The organism is Lysinibacillus sp. UBA5990, from assembly GCF_002429815.1.
Taxonomy (GTDB): Bacteria; Bacillota; Bacilli; order Bacillales_A; family Planococcaceae; genus Lysinibacillus; species Lysinibacillus fusiformis.
Map to the genome: position 1 here is coordinate 232,402 of NZ_DJAY01000015.1, position 18,489 is coordinate 250,890.

Here is an 18,489-nt window from a genome sequence, read left to right on the forward strand (position 1 = left end):
ATGTTGATTTACAGCGCTTTTACCGAGGAAACAGGATTCTTTGTGAAACTAGTCTATTTCCGTCTTGCGGAGCATAAAATGTGCTACGGACAATAACTTGAGGTCCAAAAAGGGGGACATGAGTTGTTGAGCGTAAACACTATTCGCGAAACGGGGAGGAATAATTGTGGATTCATTAAAAGTATCATCACGCTCTAATCCAAATTCAGTTGCAGGTGCATTAGTCGCGGTAATCAGAGAAAAAGGGCAAGCAGAAATGCAAGCAGTTGGGGCAGGTGCACTTAACCAAGCCGTGAAAGCAGTGGCCATCGCACGCGGATTTGTAGCGCCAAGTGGCACAGATTTAATTTGCGCGCCGGCGTTTGCCGATATTTTAATTGCTGGTGAAGAACGAACAGCCTTGAAGCTGCTAGTGGAAAAACGTATTCGATAAAAAAGTAATAAGTAAAATGCCTTGTCACATAATAAAGTGACGGGCATTTTTTCGTTTTCCTGTTTACATATGATAGATGTCACTTGAAATAGGTGCGTTATTTTGCTTAGTTTTGAAAATTACAACTTTATGAACATGATTTTCAGTCAAAGGTCTGATTTTCGCCTAAATCGTTGAGAAACAATAGTGCAGAAGGTTTCTTCGTGTTAAACTTATGAAGGAAAAATAATAGTACACATTGGATTTAAGGAGTTGTTGACATGTTACATCAGCTTTCATGGAAAGTCGGTGGGCAACAGGGTGAAGGGATTGAGAGTACAGGTGAAATCTTCTCAATGGCAATGAATCGTTTAGGGTATTTCCTATACGGTTACCGTCATTTCTCTTCTCGAATTAAAGGTGGCCATACGAATAATAAGATTACAGTTCGTCCAACAGAAGTACGTGCAATTGCGGATGATTTAGATATTCTAGTAGCATTCGATCAAGAAACAATCGATGTCAATTATAAAGAGCTTACAGAAAACGGTATTATTTTAGCGGATGCCAAATTTGATCCTGTTAAACCAGAAGATTCAAAAGCACCATTGTTTGCAGTACCATTTACAGAAGTGGCAGCAGAACTAGGCACTTCATTAATGAAAAATATGGTGGCAATTGGAGCAACAGCATCGTTACTAAATTTAGAGGACGCAGTGTTCCAAAATGTTGTCGATGATATCTTCGGTAAAAAAGGTGAAGAAGTCGTTCAAAAAAATATGGAAGCTATTACTCGCGGACGTCAAATTATGAATGAGCTTTTAGGTGATCGTATTGGCGAATGGGCGCTTGCGCCAGCAGATGGCAAACGCCGTATGTTTATGATTGGTAACGATGCTGTGGCGCTTGGTGCATTAGCAGCTGGGACACGCTTTATGGCTGCCTACCCAATTACACCGGCTTCTGAAATTATGGAGTATCTTATTAAAAAACTTCCAAAATTCGGTGGCACAGTCATCCAAACAGAAGATGAGATTGCCGCAGCAACAATGGCGATTGGCGCTAACTTTGGTGGTGTTCGATCCTTTACAGCATCGGCTGGTCCTGGTCTTTCATTGATGATGGAAGCAATCGGTCTTTCAGGTATGACAGAGCAACCATTAGTGGTCGTTGATACACAACGTGGAGGTCCATCAACTGGATTACCAACAAAACAGGAACAATCAGACTTAATGGCTATGCTTTATGGTACCCATGGGGAAATCCCTAAAGTAGTCATTGCTCCTTCAACAATGGAGGAAGCATTCTTCGATACGATACAGGCGTTTAACATTGCAGAGGAACTACAATTACCGGTAATTTTAATGACGGATTTACAATTATCGCTAGGGAAACAGTCTGTTGAACCATTTGATTACAATAAAATTGAAATTCGTCGGGGTAAAATCGTCATGGACGATTTAGAAGAAGCGGCAGACAAAGCTTATTTCAAACGCTATGAAGATACTGAAGATGGTATTTCACCTCGTGTATTACCAGGGAAATTACATGGTATTCACCACGTTACTGGTGTGGAACATGACGAAACAGGTAAGCCATCTGAAGCTACGGGTAATCGTCAAGCTCAAATGGATAAACGTTTCCGTAAGTTAGAGAATTTGAAATTTGATAATCCCGTGTTTGTGAATGCTCCACATGAAGAGGCGGATATTTTATTAGTTGGCTTTAACTCAACTAGGGGTGCAATTGAAGAAGTTCAAGAACGACTAAATGCGCAAGGAATGAAAGTTAATCATGCGCATGTTCGCTTAATTCATCCATTCCCATCTGCGGAAATGGCACCACTTGTAGCGAAAGCGAAAAAAGTAGTCGTTGTGGAAAATAACTATACGGGTCAATTGGCAAATATTATGAAGATGAACGTAGGTGGTCACGATAAAATCGCGACAATCACTAAATATAACGGTACACCATTCTTGCCAGGTGAATTAGAAAATCGTGTGAAGGAGTTGACTCACTAATGGCAACATTTAAGGATTTTCGTAATGCAGTAAAGCCAAACTGGTGCCCAGGTTGTGGAGACTTCTCTGTACAGGCAGCTATTCAACGTGCTGCTGCCAATGTTGGAATTGAACCAAATGAACTTGCAGTAATTTCTGGAATCGGTTGTTCAGGTCGTATATCAGGTTATATCAATTCTTATGGATTCCATGGTATTCATGGTCGTGCACTACCGATTGCACAAGGATTAAAAATGGCCAATCGTGATTTACATGTTATTGCTTCTGGCGGTGACGGTGATGGATTTGCGATCGGTATGGGGCATACGATTCATGCCATCCGTCGAAATATTGATATTACGTATATTGTCATGGATAACCAAATTTACGGCTTAACAAAGGGCCAAACATCTCCACGTTCTGCTGCGGGATTCATCACTAAATCCACACCAGGTGGAGCAATTGAGCCATCGTTAAAACCTTTAGAAGTTGCATTAACAAGCGGTGCTACATTTGTGGCACAAGGCTTCTCAACAGATATTAAAGAATTAACGGCTTTAATCGAAGCAGGGATCAACCATAAAGGCTTCTCATTCATCAATGTATTTTCACCTTGTGTCACATATAACAAAGTGAACACTTACGATTGGTTTAAAGAGAACCTAACAAAATTAGCGGATGTTGAAGGTTATGATCACTCAGATCGTGGTATGGCGATGCGTACAGTGATGGAAAATGAGGGCTTAGTAACAGGAATTATTTATCATGATACAGAAACAACATCTTATCAAGAGAAAGTACCTGGCTACTCCGAGTTACCATTAACAGATATCGATATTAAAATGAGTGAAAATGATTTCAATGAGCTAGTAAAAGAATTTATGTAAAATGATAGAGTCAAAGCATTTGGACTGGTAATAGTCCAAATGCTTTTTTTGTTGTATGGATGAGTAGCTTGTTAAGACAGTAAACGTAAGCACTGACACCTATATATGTGAAAAACAATTTAAAACCTTATAAAATCCTTATAATCATTTTTTACACTAAGGTCATCGAAAGGATGATGACTAATAATGAAAGATATGATATTGAAAACAGAAAGTCTTACTAAAACATTGAAAGGGCAAAAAATTGTAGATCAACTAGCGCTAGAAATTCAACGAAATACGGTTTATGGTTTGCTTGGACCTAACGGGGCAGGGAAATCAACAACATTAAAGATGATTACAGGTATGCTACGTCCCAATACTGGATCAATCATTTTTAATGGCCATACTTGGACACGAAATGATTTACACGACATTGGTGTCTTAATCGAAACACCGCCACTATATGAAAATTTGACAGCTAAAGAAAATTTACAAGTCCGAACAATAGCCTTAGGTTTACCAAAAAGTCGTATCGAAGAAGTTTTAAAGGTTGTAGATTTAACGAATACAGGTAAAAAACGGGCAGGACAGTTTTCTTTAGGGATGAAACAAAGACTAGGGATAGCGATTGCACTGTTAAACAAACCAAAGCTATTAATTTTAGATGAGCCAACAAATGGGCTTGATCCAATTGGTATACAGGAGCTTCGTAAGCTTATTCGTTCTTTTCCAGAGCAAGGCATTTCGGTCATATTATCTAGTCATATTTTGTCTGAGGTGGAACAAGTCGTCGATGATATTGGAATTATCGCTGATGGAAGACTCGGTTATCAGGGCCCAGCACCACAGGGGCAGGAATTAGAATCATTATTTATGCAGGTTGTGTCTGCTAATAGAAAGGGAGGTCATTAACATGCTATCCATTCTGAAAGCAGAACAATTAAAATGGAAGAGGACTTTTATTCCAGCCTTACTTTGGCTTACTCCCTTAGTAACATTGCTTTTAAGTGCAGTACTTATGGGTGGTTCGTATTTTCAAACAGGTGCATATAACTGGTGGTATACGATGCTACTTCCAGGTGCTTTAACAATTTGCTGCGCATTAGTAGTGGAAACAGATAAGAAAATGAAATATCAAAGTATACTTGCACTGCCTCTTGATCTAAAAAAAATCTGGCTGGGCAAGATACTTTCATCCAGTGTGTGGCTACTTTTTATCTCTGTCATTTTCTTTATTGGAATTACGGTAGGGGGCTGGCTTTTCGGTCATAGTTTATCGCTATATAGCAGTTTGATAAGTACTATAGTCATTTTCATAGCGTTTTTGTGGCAAATTCCTTTATGTCTTTTCCTAGCGGCGAAATTAGGCACATATTTAGCTATTTTATTCAATTTAGTTGCCAATATAGTAGGAATTGTTGTGTTTGCAGATGGGAAATTATGGTACATCTATCCGTTTGCAATAGGAGCGCGTTTAATATGTTCCACAATAGGTATGTTACCGAATGGTTTACCAGTACCAGAGGGAAGCCCTTTATTGAATACAAATGTTATTTTCCCAGGCATTATTATGGCATTAGCTTGGTTTATAATAGTTTGTTTCCTTACTGCCAAGTGGTTTCAAAAAAGGGAGGCCAAATAGCGGATGGACATGTTACGATTATTGAGAGCAGACTGTTTAAAAATAAAACGAACACCATTTTTACTCACACATTTAGTTGTTCCCATTGTTATTTCAGCCCTCTTTTTAGCCTACTATTCTTATTCACCATGGGATTTTAAAGGGAAAGTAATGGCGTATTTCCAGGGGATTGCATGTGGCTTACCCATTATTATTGGACTAGTGTGTGCTATGGCATCTGAACAGGAGGCAAACGTAGGTCAATTCCAGGTCATGTTAGCAACAACAAATAGGAAAATGAAGACATATGTTAGTAAGCTATTACTGTTATTGCTGTATAGCTTTGGGGCAATTTTCTTATCTATAGCCATCTTTAGTATTGGTTTTATCGAGCTATTACACGAAGAAGGTTTTAGTTATTCATTTTATAGTATGGCTGCGTGTATTCTCTTTGGAAGTCATGTTTTTATATATATTTTACATTTATATGTGAGCTTACAATTTGGAAAAGGTGCTTCGATTGGGTTGGGTATAGTGGAGGCTCTTTTGGTTGCTCTATTGCTTACAGGTTTAGGGGATCATATTTGGCCCTTTTTACCTTATGGGTGGAGTGGACATTTTGTCTCTTTATGGATCATAAAGTCGACAGGAGTGAATATGGCTCTACTCGAAACAAGTATGCTTACAGGAATCGTTTGTTGTTTGGCAGGAAGTGTATTTGCCTTTATTTTGTCGTGTCTATGGTTTGGGAAATGGGAAGGTAGAAGAACGGAATAGTAGGAATAAATAGTTGAGGGTGAGTTATGGCAAACATATTAGTCGTTGATGATGAAGAGGATATTTTAATATTAGTCAAAAATGCTCTGCGTAAAGATGACCATATAGTAACCATTGTTTCTGAATCTACAGAAGTTTATAAGATGAATCTTGGTTCCTTTGATTTGATTTTATTGGATGTTATGATGCCAGCTATTGATGGTTTCACATTATGTGGGCAAATTCGTCATGCTGTAGATTGCCCGATTCTCTTTCTCACTGCTAAGTCATTAGAGGAAGATGTGATGTATGGTCTAGGATTAGGAGCAGATGATTATTTGATTAAACCTTTTGGGATTGGGGAGTTACGTGCAAGGGTGAACGCTCATATTCGACGTGAGCGAAGAGAGAAGCGGAGCATCCTTTATATCGATAAGGTTCATTTTAATCTATCTGGGAAAGAGCTTTTTGTGAGTGATGAGCGAGTCATGCTCACAAAAAGTGAGTATGAGATATGTGAATTTTTAGCACGACATCGAGGGCAGGTCTTTTCAAAAGAACAAATATACGAAACTATTTTTGGATTTGATGGCAAAAGTGACAGTACAGCTATAACAGAGCATATTAAAAATATTCGCTCGAAGCTACATGCTTGTGAAATAGATGCTATTGAAACGGTTTGGGGGATCGGCTATAAATGGAAACCATAAAACCGGGGAAGGGAACACGCCTTCATACATTTTTCCTTAGGTATTTATTATTTTTGTGCTTGGGAATTATTTTATTAGTAGCCATGCTTTTGGGACTATTTATGTTTGCCTTTTCAGCAAATATTATTTTGCCAGCAAATTATGCGGAAATGCAGATTGCTTTAGTTAAGAATCAGATTATTTCTAGCAAGTCAGTTACTGCCGAAATGATCCCAGAGCTTGTGGACTATGCGGTGATTTCTAACAAGGGGGAATTCATATCAGGTAATTTAACAGAAAAAGAGGCTTTTGATGCGTGGCATTTGAAGCAAAAGGGAGAGACACAGGCTAATTCACGATTTTATGCGTTTATAGAGCGAGAACAAGAAGTTTGTATTTTACGCTATAGTTTAGTGCCAGAATATAGCTCTGCTAGCTTGAGAGAGTATATGCCAAATCCGCAATTATCTGTCTTACTATTATTTATTTTTGGGGTTATCATACAAGCTACGGTGCTGGCTATTCATTTTGGCAGAAGGCTCAAGCAAAAAATGAAGGGCTTACAAGACGCCATTGAGAAGATACAAAATCAAAATTTAGATTTTCATTTAAAACCATCAGGTATTCAAGAAATAGATGATATTGCAATTTCCTTTGAACATATGAAGGAAGCCTTAAATTCCTCATTGAAACAACAATGGGAGGCAGAAAAATCACGTAGAGAACAAATTTCTGCACTTGCCCATGATATAAAAACCCCTCTCACCATTATAAGGGGGAATGCAGACCTTTTACTGGACACCGTTCAGGATGAAACACAAAGAGAATATAACGATTATATATTGAAAAATACCCTTGAAATTGAAAAGTTCATCAAACAACTAATGGATATATCCAAAATGGAGCAAAGCGCTGCTAGTGAAAAAAAAACTGTAGATATGTGTACTTTTATTCAGCAACTTGAACATCAAATGAGGGCCCTCTCTTTAGAAAAAAACCTTGAAGTAATGGTAGAAAAAAACGAATTGCCAAATTCAATTGTTGTAGAGAAAGAGCTTTTTTATCGGGCACTATTAAACCTGATTGTCAATGCTGTAGAGCATACACCCAATAACAGTAAAGTTATTTTGTCTGTTCAAGGAGAGAATAACGTTGTTCATTTTACTGTGACGGATAGTGGCACAGGTTTTTCATCGCAAGATTTAAAGGAAGCAACGAAACAGTTTTATCGAGGTGATCCAAGTAGAAATTCAGCGAATCATTATGGTATGGGGCTCTATATTGCTCAATCCATCATTCAAAAACATGGTGGCACATTGACACTAGATAATGATTCATTGACTGGAGGAGGAAAAGTGACCATCACTATTGTGACGTCTGGATGATCAGGCGTCTTTTTTGATTTCCGTTTATACGTCTTGTATGTATATCAAGGGAAAATAGGAGGGGTTAGTAGGGGCATTGGCCCTTTAAAAAATGCTACAATAAAAGAAAAAAAGAGGCGATGCACGTGAATAACGTCATTGATTTTATTGCAAAGAAAAAAGAACGTGAAGAAAGGCAGCGTGCGCAGGATTTAGAGCGTTATGTGGCGACACACTGCAATTTTGAACAACCAGAAAATATTGATGCACTCGTTGAGGGCAAACTGATAGAAGTTAAAGACCATTCGTTATTTTTGGGCTTTCTGTCCATTTTAAAGGATGAGCAAATAGAGCCGATGACTATTTTTCAGGATGTCTTTACGTTAGAACCCGCTCGTTTTGAAATGTCTTACAATATGAGATGGTGGTCTGTTGTTCAACTAGCGTTTACATTTTTAACAATTTTAAAGGAAAATGAGCCGCATACATATGCTGATTTTTTAGGTCTCTCCAAATAATCTCAGTATGTGTACGTCTGGTCAAACACACGTACACATACAACACCCCTATGTTCTTCAATTAATTTTTAACTCTCTATCCATCATTCTATCCATTCATAGATATTTATAATTTCTCAATAATTTTTACTAAATATTTTAACGACCTCCATACTTGCTTAATGTTTGTTTTATACCATTACAGGTGTAAGCAAATAAAAATAAACAAAAACAAATGGAGGGTCCAACACATGGCAATTCAAAAGTTGTGGAAAAAAGGCTTAATTGGTGCATTAACTATTTCCATGTTGGCAGCTTGTTCAGACAGTTCATCAGGTGCAAATGAGGTAAATGAAGATGTAACGCTTGAAGAAATTACAACAAAAGCAAAGGAAGAGGGAACTGTCAATTCTGTTGGTATGCCTGATACATGGGCGAACTGGGTGGAAACTTGGGAGGAGCTAGGAACTGAATATAGCATTAAACACAAAGATACAGATATGTCGAGTGCTGAAGAGCTAGCGAAGTTCGAAGCGGAGAAAGATGATGCTACAGCAGATATCGGTGATGTAGGGATTGCATTTGGTCCAATTGCCAAGGACAAGGGTCTAACATTACCATACAAAACTTCTTACTGGGATGAGATACCTGATTGGGCCAAAGACGATGAAGGCCATTGGATCGTTGGCTATACAGGAACTATTTCATTTTTAACAGATAAAAATAATGTAAAAGATGCCCCTAAATCGTGGGAGGATTTAAAAAATGGCAATTATACAGTCAGCATTGGGGATGCATTAACAGCTAACCAAGCACAGTTTGCTATTTTAGCAGCTGCTATGGCATTTGGTGGGGATGAAACCAATATTCAACCTGGGATTGATTTTTTTGCAGAGTTAGCGAAGCAAGGTAGATTACAGGGTGATCCATCGGTCGCAAACTTAGAAAAAGGAGAAATTGATGTCGCTATCTTATGGGATTTCAATGCATTAGGCTATCGTCACCAAATTGATGAGGACCGTTTTGATGTAGTGATACCAAATGAGGGATCTGTTACTTCAGGCTATGCAACGATCATTAATAAGTATGCGAAAAACCCACATGCGGCCATGCTAGCACGTGAATATATTTTATCCGATGCAGGTCAAGAAAATTTAGCAAAAGGCTATGCAAGACCAATTCGAGACAAAGTGGACCTACCACAAGATGTAAAAGATTTATTATTACCAGCTGATATGTATAACAATGCTCAGCCAGTAAACGATCAAAAGAAATGGGAAGAAACAACGAAGCAAATTCCACAATTATATCAAGAGCAGGTGTTAATCCATGCAAAATAAGAAAGTAGTTCTTATTGTCGTTGACGCACTACGCTTTGATACTGCTTGTAGTCATATGGGATTTTTACACCATTTAGTAGAGCGAAAGGTAGCAGCGCGCTATAAAATTTGTTCAGAGGTTCCAGCGTTATCCAGACCATTGTATGAAACCATTTTAACAGGGACACCCCCCATCGTTCATGGTGTCACAAGCAATATGACCGTCCGTTTATCGACTCAAAAAAGTGTCTTTCATGTTGCGAAGGAGCACGGATTGTCTACTGCAGCCTCAGCCTATTATTGGGTAAGTGAACTTTATAACAGAGCACCATTTAACCATATGACTGACAGAATTCAACTGGATACATCCTTACCAATTGACAATGGATTGTTCTATTTTGAGGATCATTATCCGGATAGTCATGTATTTGCGGATGCAGCGTGGTTAATGGATGAAAAGCAGCCAGATTTCCTTTATATTCATCCGATGAATGTTGATGATGATGGTCATAAATTTACTGCAGATTCCGCACAATATCGCAATCGTGTTTTAGCGATGGATGCCTTATTATCTTTATTCATCCCAAAATGTATGGCGCAAGGGTATGAGGTCATTGTTACAGCAGATCATGGCATGACGAGTGATGGCAATCATGGAGGAACAACGGATGAGGATCGTTATGTTCCACTGTTTGTGATAGCCGATTCTGTCAAGGCAGGGATAAATGAGGGTGTTGTTTCACAATTGCAAATTGCACCCCTATGCTGTCATTTATTGAATATGGAGCCTACTGATGAGATGGTGCCACTTTTGCTTGAAGGTGTGTATGCAGCAAAAGAGGTTTAACTAATAATCGTCGCTCCTTTTAGACTGGAGCGACGATTAACCCCATGAGCAGCAGTAATTAATAGAAAGAAGTGATTGTGTTGAAATCGAAGCGGCAATCCATTGCCTGGCTTTCTCCTTTTCTAGTATTACTAGTATTATTTTTCCTTGTCCCTTTATTGTATATGCTTCTAACTAGCTTTCAAAATAGTGATGGCTTTACGCTGACGCAATACAAGGCTGTCTTTACAAACGGCTATATTTTACAAGGTTTTAAAAATAGTATTACCTTATCTGTCATTTCAGCTATTATCGCGTTAATGGTTACATTGTTCGCGGTCTATGCCATGATGAAGTTTTCTGAGCCAGTAAGGGAGAAAATTTTAATACTAACAAATTTAACATCAAATTTTTCGGGTATTCCGTTAGCTTTTGCTTTTATCGTGTTACTTGGCAATAGTGGTTTATTTACACTGTTGTTTGAAAAATGGGACATCGATGCACTATCATCATTTTCACTTTATAGTTGGGGTGGCCTTTTATTAATATATATTTACTTTCAGCTTCCGTTATCGCTTATGCTGTTATATCCGATTTATGATGGAATCCAGCAGCAGTGGAAGGAGGCAGCAGCACTTTTAGGGGCATCCAGTTGGCAGTTTTGGATGAAAATTGGTCTACCAGTTATGCTACCAGGGATTGTCGGAACATTTAGTGTATTATTTGCTAATGCCATGGGGGCGTATGCCTCTGCCTATGCACTGACGAGCAGTAATTATAACTTAGTGGCGATTCGTATTGGCTCATTAATTAAGGGTGATATCTTTGCCCAACCAGAGCTAGCAAGTGCGATTGCGGTCATTTTAGCCGTATCAATGGTAACGGCTATGTTAATTAGTGAGTGGAGCATCTCAAAAACAAGGAGGAAACTTAAATGAAGAAGCGGGGCTTGGCCGATTTATTTTTCCTCCTGTTAGTTGGGTATCTTTTATTGCCCGTTCTAGCAACGATGCTCTATGCTTTTGCATCAAAATGGAATAAAACTATATTACCCGAAGGATTTACATTAAAATGGTTTTTCACATTGTTTCAGGATAGTGATTTTATTCAAGCATTTGGACGTTCAGTATTATTAGCAGGTGGTGCTGTTAGTATCGCACTCCTCGTTATTGTGCCAGCCATCTTCGTTATTGTCTTGTACTTTCCTAAGTATGAAAAATGGATACAGATGGCCGTTGTCATGGTCTATTCTTTCCCAGGAATCATTTTAGCGGTCGGACTTATCCGCGTTTATAGCCAAATAGGGATACCGATGATTTTCGTTGTTTTAGGGGCCTATGTTGTTGGAATTCTACCTTATATCTATCAGGGCACACGAAATAGTTTGCGAAATATAGATGCAAGGCAACTTCTTGATGCAGCTCAATTACTTGGCGCCTCTAAAAGGCAAGCATTCACAAAAATTTTACTGCCTACAGTTTATCCAGGCTTATTTGCAGGTGCGCTGTTATCTTTCTCTGTTTTATTTGGTGAATTTGTCTTAATTAATCTTGTTGTTGGCTCTCGCTTTGAAACAGTTCAAATTTATTTAATGAAAAAACTTAGTACAAGTGGACATATTGCTAGTGCAGTAGTTTTCATTTATATCGTGCTGATGGGTTTATTAACATTTGTCATTGCAATAGTAACAAAACGATCGAAAGGTGCTACAAATCTATGAGTTATCTTGTTATTGAAGGGCTTCATAAAAACTATGGGTCATCTACTGTTTTATCGAATATTAATATGAAAATTGGCAAAGGTGAATTTATTACTTTATTAGGACCAAGTGGCTGTGGAAAGAGTACGATTCTTCGTATTGTCGCAGGCTTAACGGATGCAACAGCAGGCCAAATTTCCATTGAAGGCAAAGATATGAATGGTGTACAACCGAAGGATCGCCTAGTGGGGATGGTTTTTCAATCCTATGCACTTTTTCCGAATATGACTGTGCAAGAAAATGTCGCCTTTGGTTTGCATATGCAAAAAGAGAATTCAGTTGAGCTAGAACAGCGCGTTCAAGACATGTTGGAGCTTGTTCATTTAAGCGAAAAAGCGCACGCTTATCCGAAAGAACTATCGGGAGGTCAACAACAACGTGTTGCACTAGCGCGAGCGTTAATTGTCCGACCTAAAGTGTTGTTATTAGACGAGCCACTTAGTGCGCTAGATGCTCAAATACGTAAGAAGCTTCAGGCAGATTTACGGGCCATTCAACGGAAGCTCAATATGACGATGATTTTAGTAACGCATGATCAGGAAGAGGCCATGGCTGTTTCAGATAGAATATTTGTAATGAATAATGGCAGTATTGCGCAAAGTGGGACACCAACTGAGATTTATACAAGACCTGATACTGAATTTATTGCTAATTTTATCGGGCATTATAATGTTTTTTCCCGACAGGTATTACAGCAAATGCTCGGAGAACCTTTGCCAGAGCCATACCGTAAATTTGCGATTCGTCCTGAAGCTTTGCATTTCGATAAAAGAAACGGTGATCTGAGTTTAACAGGGATAGCGAAACAATCGTTAATGAGTGGTAATATCATTCGAACAACGTTTGAGGGGGAGGTCTTATTTACAATGGAGCAGCTGCATCAACAGGGCTATTCAATTGAAATGGGAACAACCTATAATTGTTATGTCTCAAAAGAAGATGTGATTGCATTATCATGACTTACGCAAAACTAGAAAGATTCGAATTTATATTAAAACAATTAGATTGGGAAGGGAAAATAATTGTTACAAATATTGCTGATGCTCTTCAAGTAGCCCCTGAAACAATACGAAGAGACTTTGATGAATTAGAGCAACAGCGTTTATTAACAAGAGTTCATGGAGGAGCTATTAAATATACGAATGTACGGAATGAGCCTGCCTTTTTACGTAAGCTACAAATGCAAAAAGAGGCTAAGCGTCAAATTGCTCGTATGGCCGCAAAACGCATTGGTGATGGAGATACGATAGCAATTGATACGGGGACGACAACGGTCCATATTGCAGATTTTCTACTAGCTGTTGACGATATAACAGTTGTTACGAACTCGATTGCAGCAGCTGTCCAGTTCAATTTAGCGATAGAGGAAAGACGCATGACTGGGAAGGTTATTTTACTAGGAGGTACTGCGAATCCTCGACAATCCTCTGTCGCAGGTGCCATGACTTTGGAAATGTTAGATAATATGAATTTTGATAAAGCATTTATCTCATGTGGTGGCATTAGTGATGGTGTCGTGTACGATTATGATTTGGATGAATCTCTCATTTCAAAAAAAATGCAAAAGCATAGTAAGGTTAATTATTTATTAGCGGATGCATCGAAAATTAATGGGAAATCATTTTTTCAAATCTGTCATCTTGAAGAATGTACGGAAATTTTTTGTGAAAATACTTGTCCATTAGAGTGGCAGACTTATGAAGAAAAATGGACGGTATGTAATGGAGGGAAAAGTTGATGACAATTGATTATCATGTACATTTAGAAGAGGGACCTTATTCATCTCGCTGGCTAGAGCGTACATCACAGGCGCTTGAGTTTTTTCAACCAGTGGATGCTACTTCACAAGGTTCAAAGGAGGAGATGACCTTTCAGCTACAGAGGTTAACAGAGAGGGTTCAAAATGGCTGCTATAGTGAGGAATGGTTGGATTTATATCTTCAACAAGCAAAGCAGCTTGGTTTACGTGAGGTCGGCATTGTTGATCACTTATATCGTTTTAAGGAGACGCGCGCTTACTTCGAGCGCTTTATGAAATTGGACGATAGTGAGATTGGTCAATTACAGCGATATTGGCTAGATCGTGTCATGACAGAAAATATCGATACTTTTGTCTCTACCATTCAGCAGGCTAAAGAAAAATGGCACCGAGAAGGTATTGCCTTGAAGTTAGGTATAGAGGCAGATTATTTTATAAGTGGGGAGATGGAGCTGATTTCATTATTAGCAGACCACCCATGGGATTATGTAATCGGTTCAGTCCATTTTGTGGATGGCTGGGGCTTTGATAATCCCCAAACAGAACATCTATTTAAGCAAATGAATACGCAAGCATTACAAGAAAACTATGAGCGCTTTTTTATGACTGTTGAAAACATGATTCAGTCCAAACTATTTGATGTTGTTGCACATCTTGACAACTTTAAAGTATTTAATTATCAGGTAGAGGATCAGGCATTTCTAAAAGTTTGGTATGAACGTATCGCACAAGCTTTAACGTCAACTCAAACTGCTACTGAGATCAATGCCGGGTTGTATTATCGTTATCCTGTAAAAGAAATGTGCCCTGGCCCTCGTTTTTTACAAACCTTACTTGACTATGGGGTTATTTTTACAATATCCTCAGATGCCCATTTCCCTGATGATTTAGGAAAGTATACATTTGCCAATACAGACTTACTCAAGAGCCATGGGGTTCAATCCATCGTCTCTTTTGAACATCGCATTAAAAAATTTATAGAAATATAGATACTGGAGAAGACACTAAAGTTTTATATTAGTGTCTTTTATTCGTGCTACATATGTACAATCTAATTTGCATACAAATGAATAAATTCATTTTTACTAGAGAGGCGATCGAATTGTCATACCTACATGAGCAACCATTTTTGCCTATTGTTATACAGTCAGGACAGCATGCTTACGGGGTAGCCCGCTCTTTTTATGAGGCGTATAATATTAAGAGTTTTGTCATCGAGCCAGCCAGAAAACGAGGGAATTTCCGATCATTTTTCTCCAGTGGTACGCAAGGAATCGCCACTCAAAATAGTGGTATCCTTGACTTTCAATATGTAGAGCATTTAGATGATCCTAACCATTTTGTACAAGTGCTGCTGACGCTGGCAAAGCAGTTTCAGCATCAACGATTGATTTTATTAGTTTGCGACTGCTTCTACGCAGAGCAGATTATTAAAAATAAAGAGGAGCTAGAAAAATATTTTATTTTACCCTATATCGATCAAGTTTTGCTAAAGAAGGTTCAATCGAAGGAAAAATTTTATCAACTATGTGACTTGTATAAGTTAAAATACCCCCAAACAGTGACTGTCACAAAGGAACAACAGACAAACTGCGTCATACCATTCCATTACCCAATCATTATTAAACCTTCAAATTCTGTGGCGTACGCTAGCTGCTCCTTTCCTGAGAAGAAAAAAATTTATCTAGTCCATAATGACTGCGAGATGCAACAGATTGTTCGCAGTATTTATCGCTCAAGCTATCAAGATACCTTAATTTTACAAGAGTTTATCCCCGGTGATGATTCGTTCATTCGCGTATTAGACGTTTATGTAGGGAGAGATAAAAAAGTGAAATTGATGTGTTTAAGCAATAAGCTTTTTGAGGACCCTTCCCCGCAAAACAAAGGCATCTCTTTAGCTGTCATGATCGATTATGATGAGCAATTGATGGATACAATACGGCATCTGTTAGAGGACATCGGCTATACGGGCTTTGCCAATTTTGATATGAAATATGATCCGCGTGATGGGGAGTATAAGTTATTTGAGCTCAATTTACGAGCCGGTTCTTCCAGCTATTATGTAACAGCGAGCGGCCATAACTTCATGCAATATGTAGTGAATGATCATCTATTCCACATCCCGCTTGAACGAACATATGTCCAAACTAAGCATTTGTGGTCACTACTGCCTCCAAAAACTTTATATAAATGTATGGGGAATGAAAAATTAAAAATTGAAGCAAAACGATTAGTGAAACAAGGCCAATATACAAATGCTTTATTTTATAAAGAGGATATGAGTATGAAGCGTTGGGTCAAGCTGAAATTATACAATGGATACTTATATATAAAGCATAGGAAGTATTTTATTGATCGTGACGTTTAGCTCTCTTATTAGATAAGATAAAACTTGAAATTGGGCGGATTAATCCTTTCAGCTACTTGTAATTAAGTCGAAACCACGACATTTGAAGCGCAAGCCTTGTAGGAAGTATCAACTATTCAGTATAATAGTAAGATGGAAATTCAAGTGCATGGATTTCGTTTGAAAGGAGTTACCTGATTGCGATGAATGAGGAACAACGCTTAGCTAATCAACAGGTCAATCAACCAAAAAAAGAAGACAAGCCTGAAAAGGATTACAGTAAATATTTTGAGAAGGTCTTTACGGCACCTTCCTTAAAAGATGCTAAAAAACGTGGTAAAGAAGATGTAAAATACCATAAGGATTTTACCATTGACGAACAATTTGCAGGAATGGGTAAAGATCGTACTTTCTACATTCGTACTTATGGCTGCCAAATGAATGAGCATGACACAGAAGTAATGGCTGGTATTTTTATGCAGTTGGGTTACACACCAACTGAAATAATTGAAGAGGCTGATGTCGTCTTGCTGAATACATGTGCCATTCGAGAAAATGCAGAAAACAAAGTATTTGGAGAACTTGGTTTCCTGTTGAAATATAAACGAAAAAACCCAGAGATGCTAATCGGGGTTTGTGGCTGTATGTCGCAAGAGGAATCGGTTGTAAATAAAATTTTAAGAAGCTATCCACATGTCGATATGGTTTTTGGAACGCATAATATTCACCGCCTTCCAAACATTCTTAAAGAGGCTTATATGTCGAAAGAAATGGTCGTAGAGGTTTGGTCTAAAGAAGGCGATGTGATAGAAAATCTGCCGAAGAAACGTCTTGGTTCCATTAAAGCATGGGTTAATATTATGTATGGTTGCGATAAATTCTGTACGTATTGTATCGTACCGTATACACGTGGAAAAGAGCGGAGTCGTCGTCCAGAGGAGATCATTGCTGAGGTCCGAGAGCTAGCGGCAGCGGGCTATCAGGAGATCATGTTGCTTGGTCAAAATGTCAACGCTTACGGGAAAGACTTTGAGGATATCGAATATCGTCTTGGCGATTTAATGGATGCTTTAAGAAAAATTGATATTCCACGTATTCGTTTTACAACGAGTCATCCTCGAGATTTCGATGATCATCTAATCGAAGTACTTGCAAAACGTGGTAATTTAGTAGAACATATTCATTTGCCAGTACAATCTGGCTCTAATGACATTTTAAAAATTATGGCTCGTAAATATACACGTGAGCATTTCCTGACATTAGTAGAAAAAATTAAAGCTGCCATTCCTGAAGTAACATTAACGACAGATATTATCGTTGGCTATCCAAATGAAACAGAGGAGCAATTTGAGGAAACGCTTTCCTTATACCGTGAAGTTGGCTTTGAGGCAGCATTTACGTATATTTATTCTCCTCGTGAAGGGACACCGGCTGCGAAAATGGTCGATAATGTACCTGAAGAGGTGAAAAAAGAGCGACTTCAACGTTTAAATGAAGTTGTGGGTGAGTATTCTCGCAAAGCCTTAGAACGTTTAAATGGTGAGGTTGTCGAAGTATTAGTTGAAGGAACAAGTAAACGACGAGATGATGTGCTAGCAGGCTATACGCGTAAAAATCGTCTTGTCAATTTTAAAGCACCAGCAGAAGTAATTGGTCAATTAGTAAAAGTTAAAATTATAGAGACTACATCTTATTCACTTACTGGTGAGTTTTTGGAAGTCGTAAAAAATGAAAAGGTGGAAGCGTAAATGACACAAATCTTATACACAAAAGAAGATTTAATTAAAAAATCACATGAAATTGCACATATGATTGCAAATACACCAGAGGTTGAGTTTTTCAAAAAGGCAGAAGCACAAATTAATGAAAATCAACAAGTACGTGAACGAATTGCTAGTCTAAAAAGTTTACAAAAACAAGCGGTTAATTTCCAACACTTAGGAAAAGAAAAAGCGCTAAAAATGATTGAAGATAAAATTGCTAAAATCGAAGAAGAAATTAATGACATCCCTGTTGTTCAACAATTTAAAGAATCACAAGGCGATGTAAATGATTTATTGCAATTAGTATCAAATACGATTGCAAATAATGTAACGAATGAAATTATCCGCTCAACAGGTGGTGATGTGCTACGTGGTGAAACGGGTTCATATGTAGACAATTCTCAACCGGGTAGCTGTTCTTAACAGATTATAGAAGTAAAGCTCGAATGACAGCATTCGAGCTTTTTTATGTTCATTTCTATGGAGAAATGCTCACGCTATAGCA

19 protein-coding genes are annotated in these 18,489 nt (G+C 38.2%); all 19 read left to right on the plus strand.

The features are described from left to right. Positions 1-166: 166 nt before the first annotated feature. The 19 genes from B3D94_RS13620 (at position 167) to B3D94_RS13710 (ending at position 18,407) form a co-directional block, all read left to right on the plus strand. Complete coding sequence (locus tag B3D94_RS13620) at positions 167-433, plus strand: stage V sporulation protein S (RefSeq protein WP_004224903.1); 267 nt, start codon at positions 167-169, stop codon at positions 431-433. Positions 434-693: 260 nt separating this feature from the next. Beyond that, entirely contained in the window at positions 694-2,433 is a 1,740-nt protein-coding gene (locus tag B3D94_RS13625) for a 2-oxoacid:acceptor oxidoreductase subunit alpha (RefSeq protein WP_069480406.1), read from the plus strand. Beyond that, complete coding sequence (locus B3D94_RS13630; protein ID WP_025114005.1) at positions 2,433-3,299, plus strand: 2-oxoacid:ferredoxin oxidoreductase subunit beta; 867 nt, start codon at positions 2,433-2,435, stop codon at positions 3,297-3,299. Before B3D94_RS13625 ends, B3D94_RS13630 begins: the two co-directional genes overlap by 1 nt. Positions 3,300-3,485: 186 nt before the next feature. Next, the gene (locus tag B3D94_RS13635) at positions 3,486-4,193 is read left to right on the plus strand and encodes a lantibiotic protection ABC transporter ATP-binding protein (protein WP_069480407.1); all 708 of its coding nucleotides are present in this window, start codon (positions 3,486-3,488) and stop codon (positions 4,191-4,193) included. 1 nt (position 4,194) lies between these two features. Beyond that, positions 4,195-4,923: a lantibiotic immunity ABC transporter MutE/EpiE family permease subunit gene (locus B3D94_RS13640; protein WP_069480408.1), complete on the plus strand. Its 729-nt coding sequence runs from the start codon at positions 4,195-4,197 to the stop codon at positions 4,921-4,923. Positions 4,924-4,926: 3 nt separating this feature from the next. Further along, positions 4,927-5,679 (plus strand): lantibiotic immunity ABC transporter MutG family permease subunit, encoded by a 753-nt coding sequence (locus B3D94_RS13645; RefSeq protein WP_069480409.1) that lies wholly within the window; start codon positions 4,927-4,929, stop codon positions 5,677-5,679. Positions 5,680-5,705: 26 nt separating this feature from the next. Next, complete coding sequence (locus tag B3D94_RS13650) at positions 5,706-6,368, plus strand: response regulator transcription factor (RefSeq protein WP_069480410.1); 663 nt, start codon at positions 5,706-5,708, stop codon at positions 6,366-6,368. Beyond that, positions 6,356-7,732: a sensor histidine kinase gene (locus tag B3D94_RS13655; protein ID WP_291757755.1), complete on the plus strand. Its 1,377-nt coding sequence runs from the start codon at positions 6,356-6,358 to the stop codon at positions 7,730-7,732. Before B3D94_RS13650 ends, B3D94_RS13655 begins: the two co-directional genes overlap by 13 nt. Before the next feature lie 119 nt (positions 7,733-7,851). Beyond that, entirely contained in the window at positions 7,852-8,229 is a 378-nt protein-coding gene (locus tag B3D94_RS13660) for a hypothetical protein (protein ID WP_008178900.1), read from the plus strand. 230 nt (positions 8,230-8,459) lie between these two features. Then, positions 8,460-9,548 (plus strand): ABC transporter substrate-binding protein, encoded by a 1,089-nt coding sequence (locus B3D94_RS13665; protein ID WP_069480412.1) that lies wholly within the window; start codon positions 8,460-8,462, stop codon positions 9,546-9,548. Then, positions 9,538-10,374, plus strand: a complete 837-nt coding sequence (locus B3D94_RS13670) for an alkaline phosphatase family protein (RefSeq protein WP_069480413.1) — start codon at positions 9,538-9,540, stop codon at positions 10,372-10,374. The genes B3D94_RS13665 and B3D94_RS13670 overlap by 11 nt, the downstream gene beginning before the upstream one ends. Before the next feature lie 71 nt (positions 10,375-10,445). After that, positions 10,446-11,291 carry an ABC transporter permease gene (locus tag B3D94_RS13675; protein ID WP_175422989.1) on the plus strand — a complete coding sequence of 282 codons (846 nt, stop codon included), beginning with the start codon at positions 10,446-10,448 and terminating at the stop codon, positions 11,289-11,291. Then, positions 11,288-12,073, plus strand: coding sequence for an ABC transporter permease (locus B3D94_RS13680; RefSeq protein ID WP_069480415.1), 786 nt, complete (start codon positions 11,288-11,290; stop codon positions 12,071-12,073). Before B3D94_RS13675 ends, B3D94_RS13680 begins: the two co-directional genes overlap by 4 nt. Continuing rightward, complete coding sequence (locus B3D94_RS13685; protein WP_291757761.1) at positions 12,070-13,071, plus strand: ABC transporter ATP-binding protein; 1,002 nt, start codon at positions 12,070-12,072, stop codon at positions 13,069-13,071. The genes B3D94_RS13680 and B3D94_RS13685 overlap by 4 nt, the downstream gene beginning before the upstream one ends. After that, complete coding sequence (locus tag B3D94_RS13690; protein WP_069480417.1) at positions 13,068-13,850, plus strand: DeoR/GlpR family DNA-binding transcription regulator; 783 nt, start codon at positions 13,068-13,070, stop codon at positions 13,848-13,850. Before B3D94_RS13685 ends, B3D94_RS13690 begins: the two co-directional genes overlap by 4 nt. Beyond that, entirely contained in the window at positions 13,850-14,860 is a 1,011-nt protein-coding gene (locus B3D94_RS13695; protein WP_291757764.1) for a histidinol phosphate phosphatase domain-containing protein, read from the plus strand. The genes B3D94_RS13690 and B3D94_RS13695 overlap by 1 nt, the downstream gene beginning before the upstream one ends. A 77-nt stretch (positions 14,861-14,937) precedes the next feature. Continuing rightward, complete coding sequence (locus B3D94_RS13700) at positions 14,938-16,242, plus strand: ATP-grasp domain-containing protein (RefSeq protein ID WP_291757766.1); 1,305 nt, start codon at positions 14,938-14,940, stop codon at positions 16,240-16,242. A gap of 182 nt (positions 16,243-16,424) precedes the next feature. After that, positions 16,425-17,969 (plus strand): tRNA (N6-isopentenyl adenosine(37)-C2)-methylthiotransferase MiaB, encoded by a 1,545-nt coding sequence (miaB, locus tag B3D94_RS13705; RefSeq protein ID WP_069480419.1) that lies wholly within the window; start codon positions 16,425-16,427, stop codon positions 17,967-17,969. Then, a complete protein-coding gene (locus B3D94_RS13710; RefSeq protein WP_012293354.1) occupies positions 17,970-18,407 on the plus strand; it encodes a RicAFT regulatory complex protein RicA family protein in 438 nt (145 codons plus the stop codon). It abuts the gene before it with no gap. Positions 18,408-18,489: the final 82 nt, after the last annotated feature.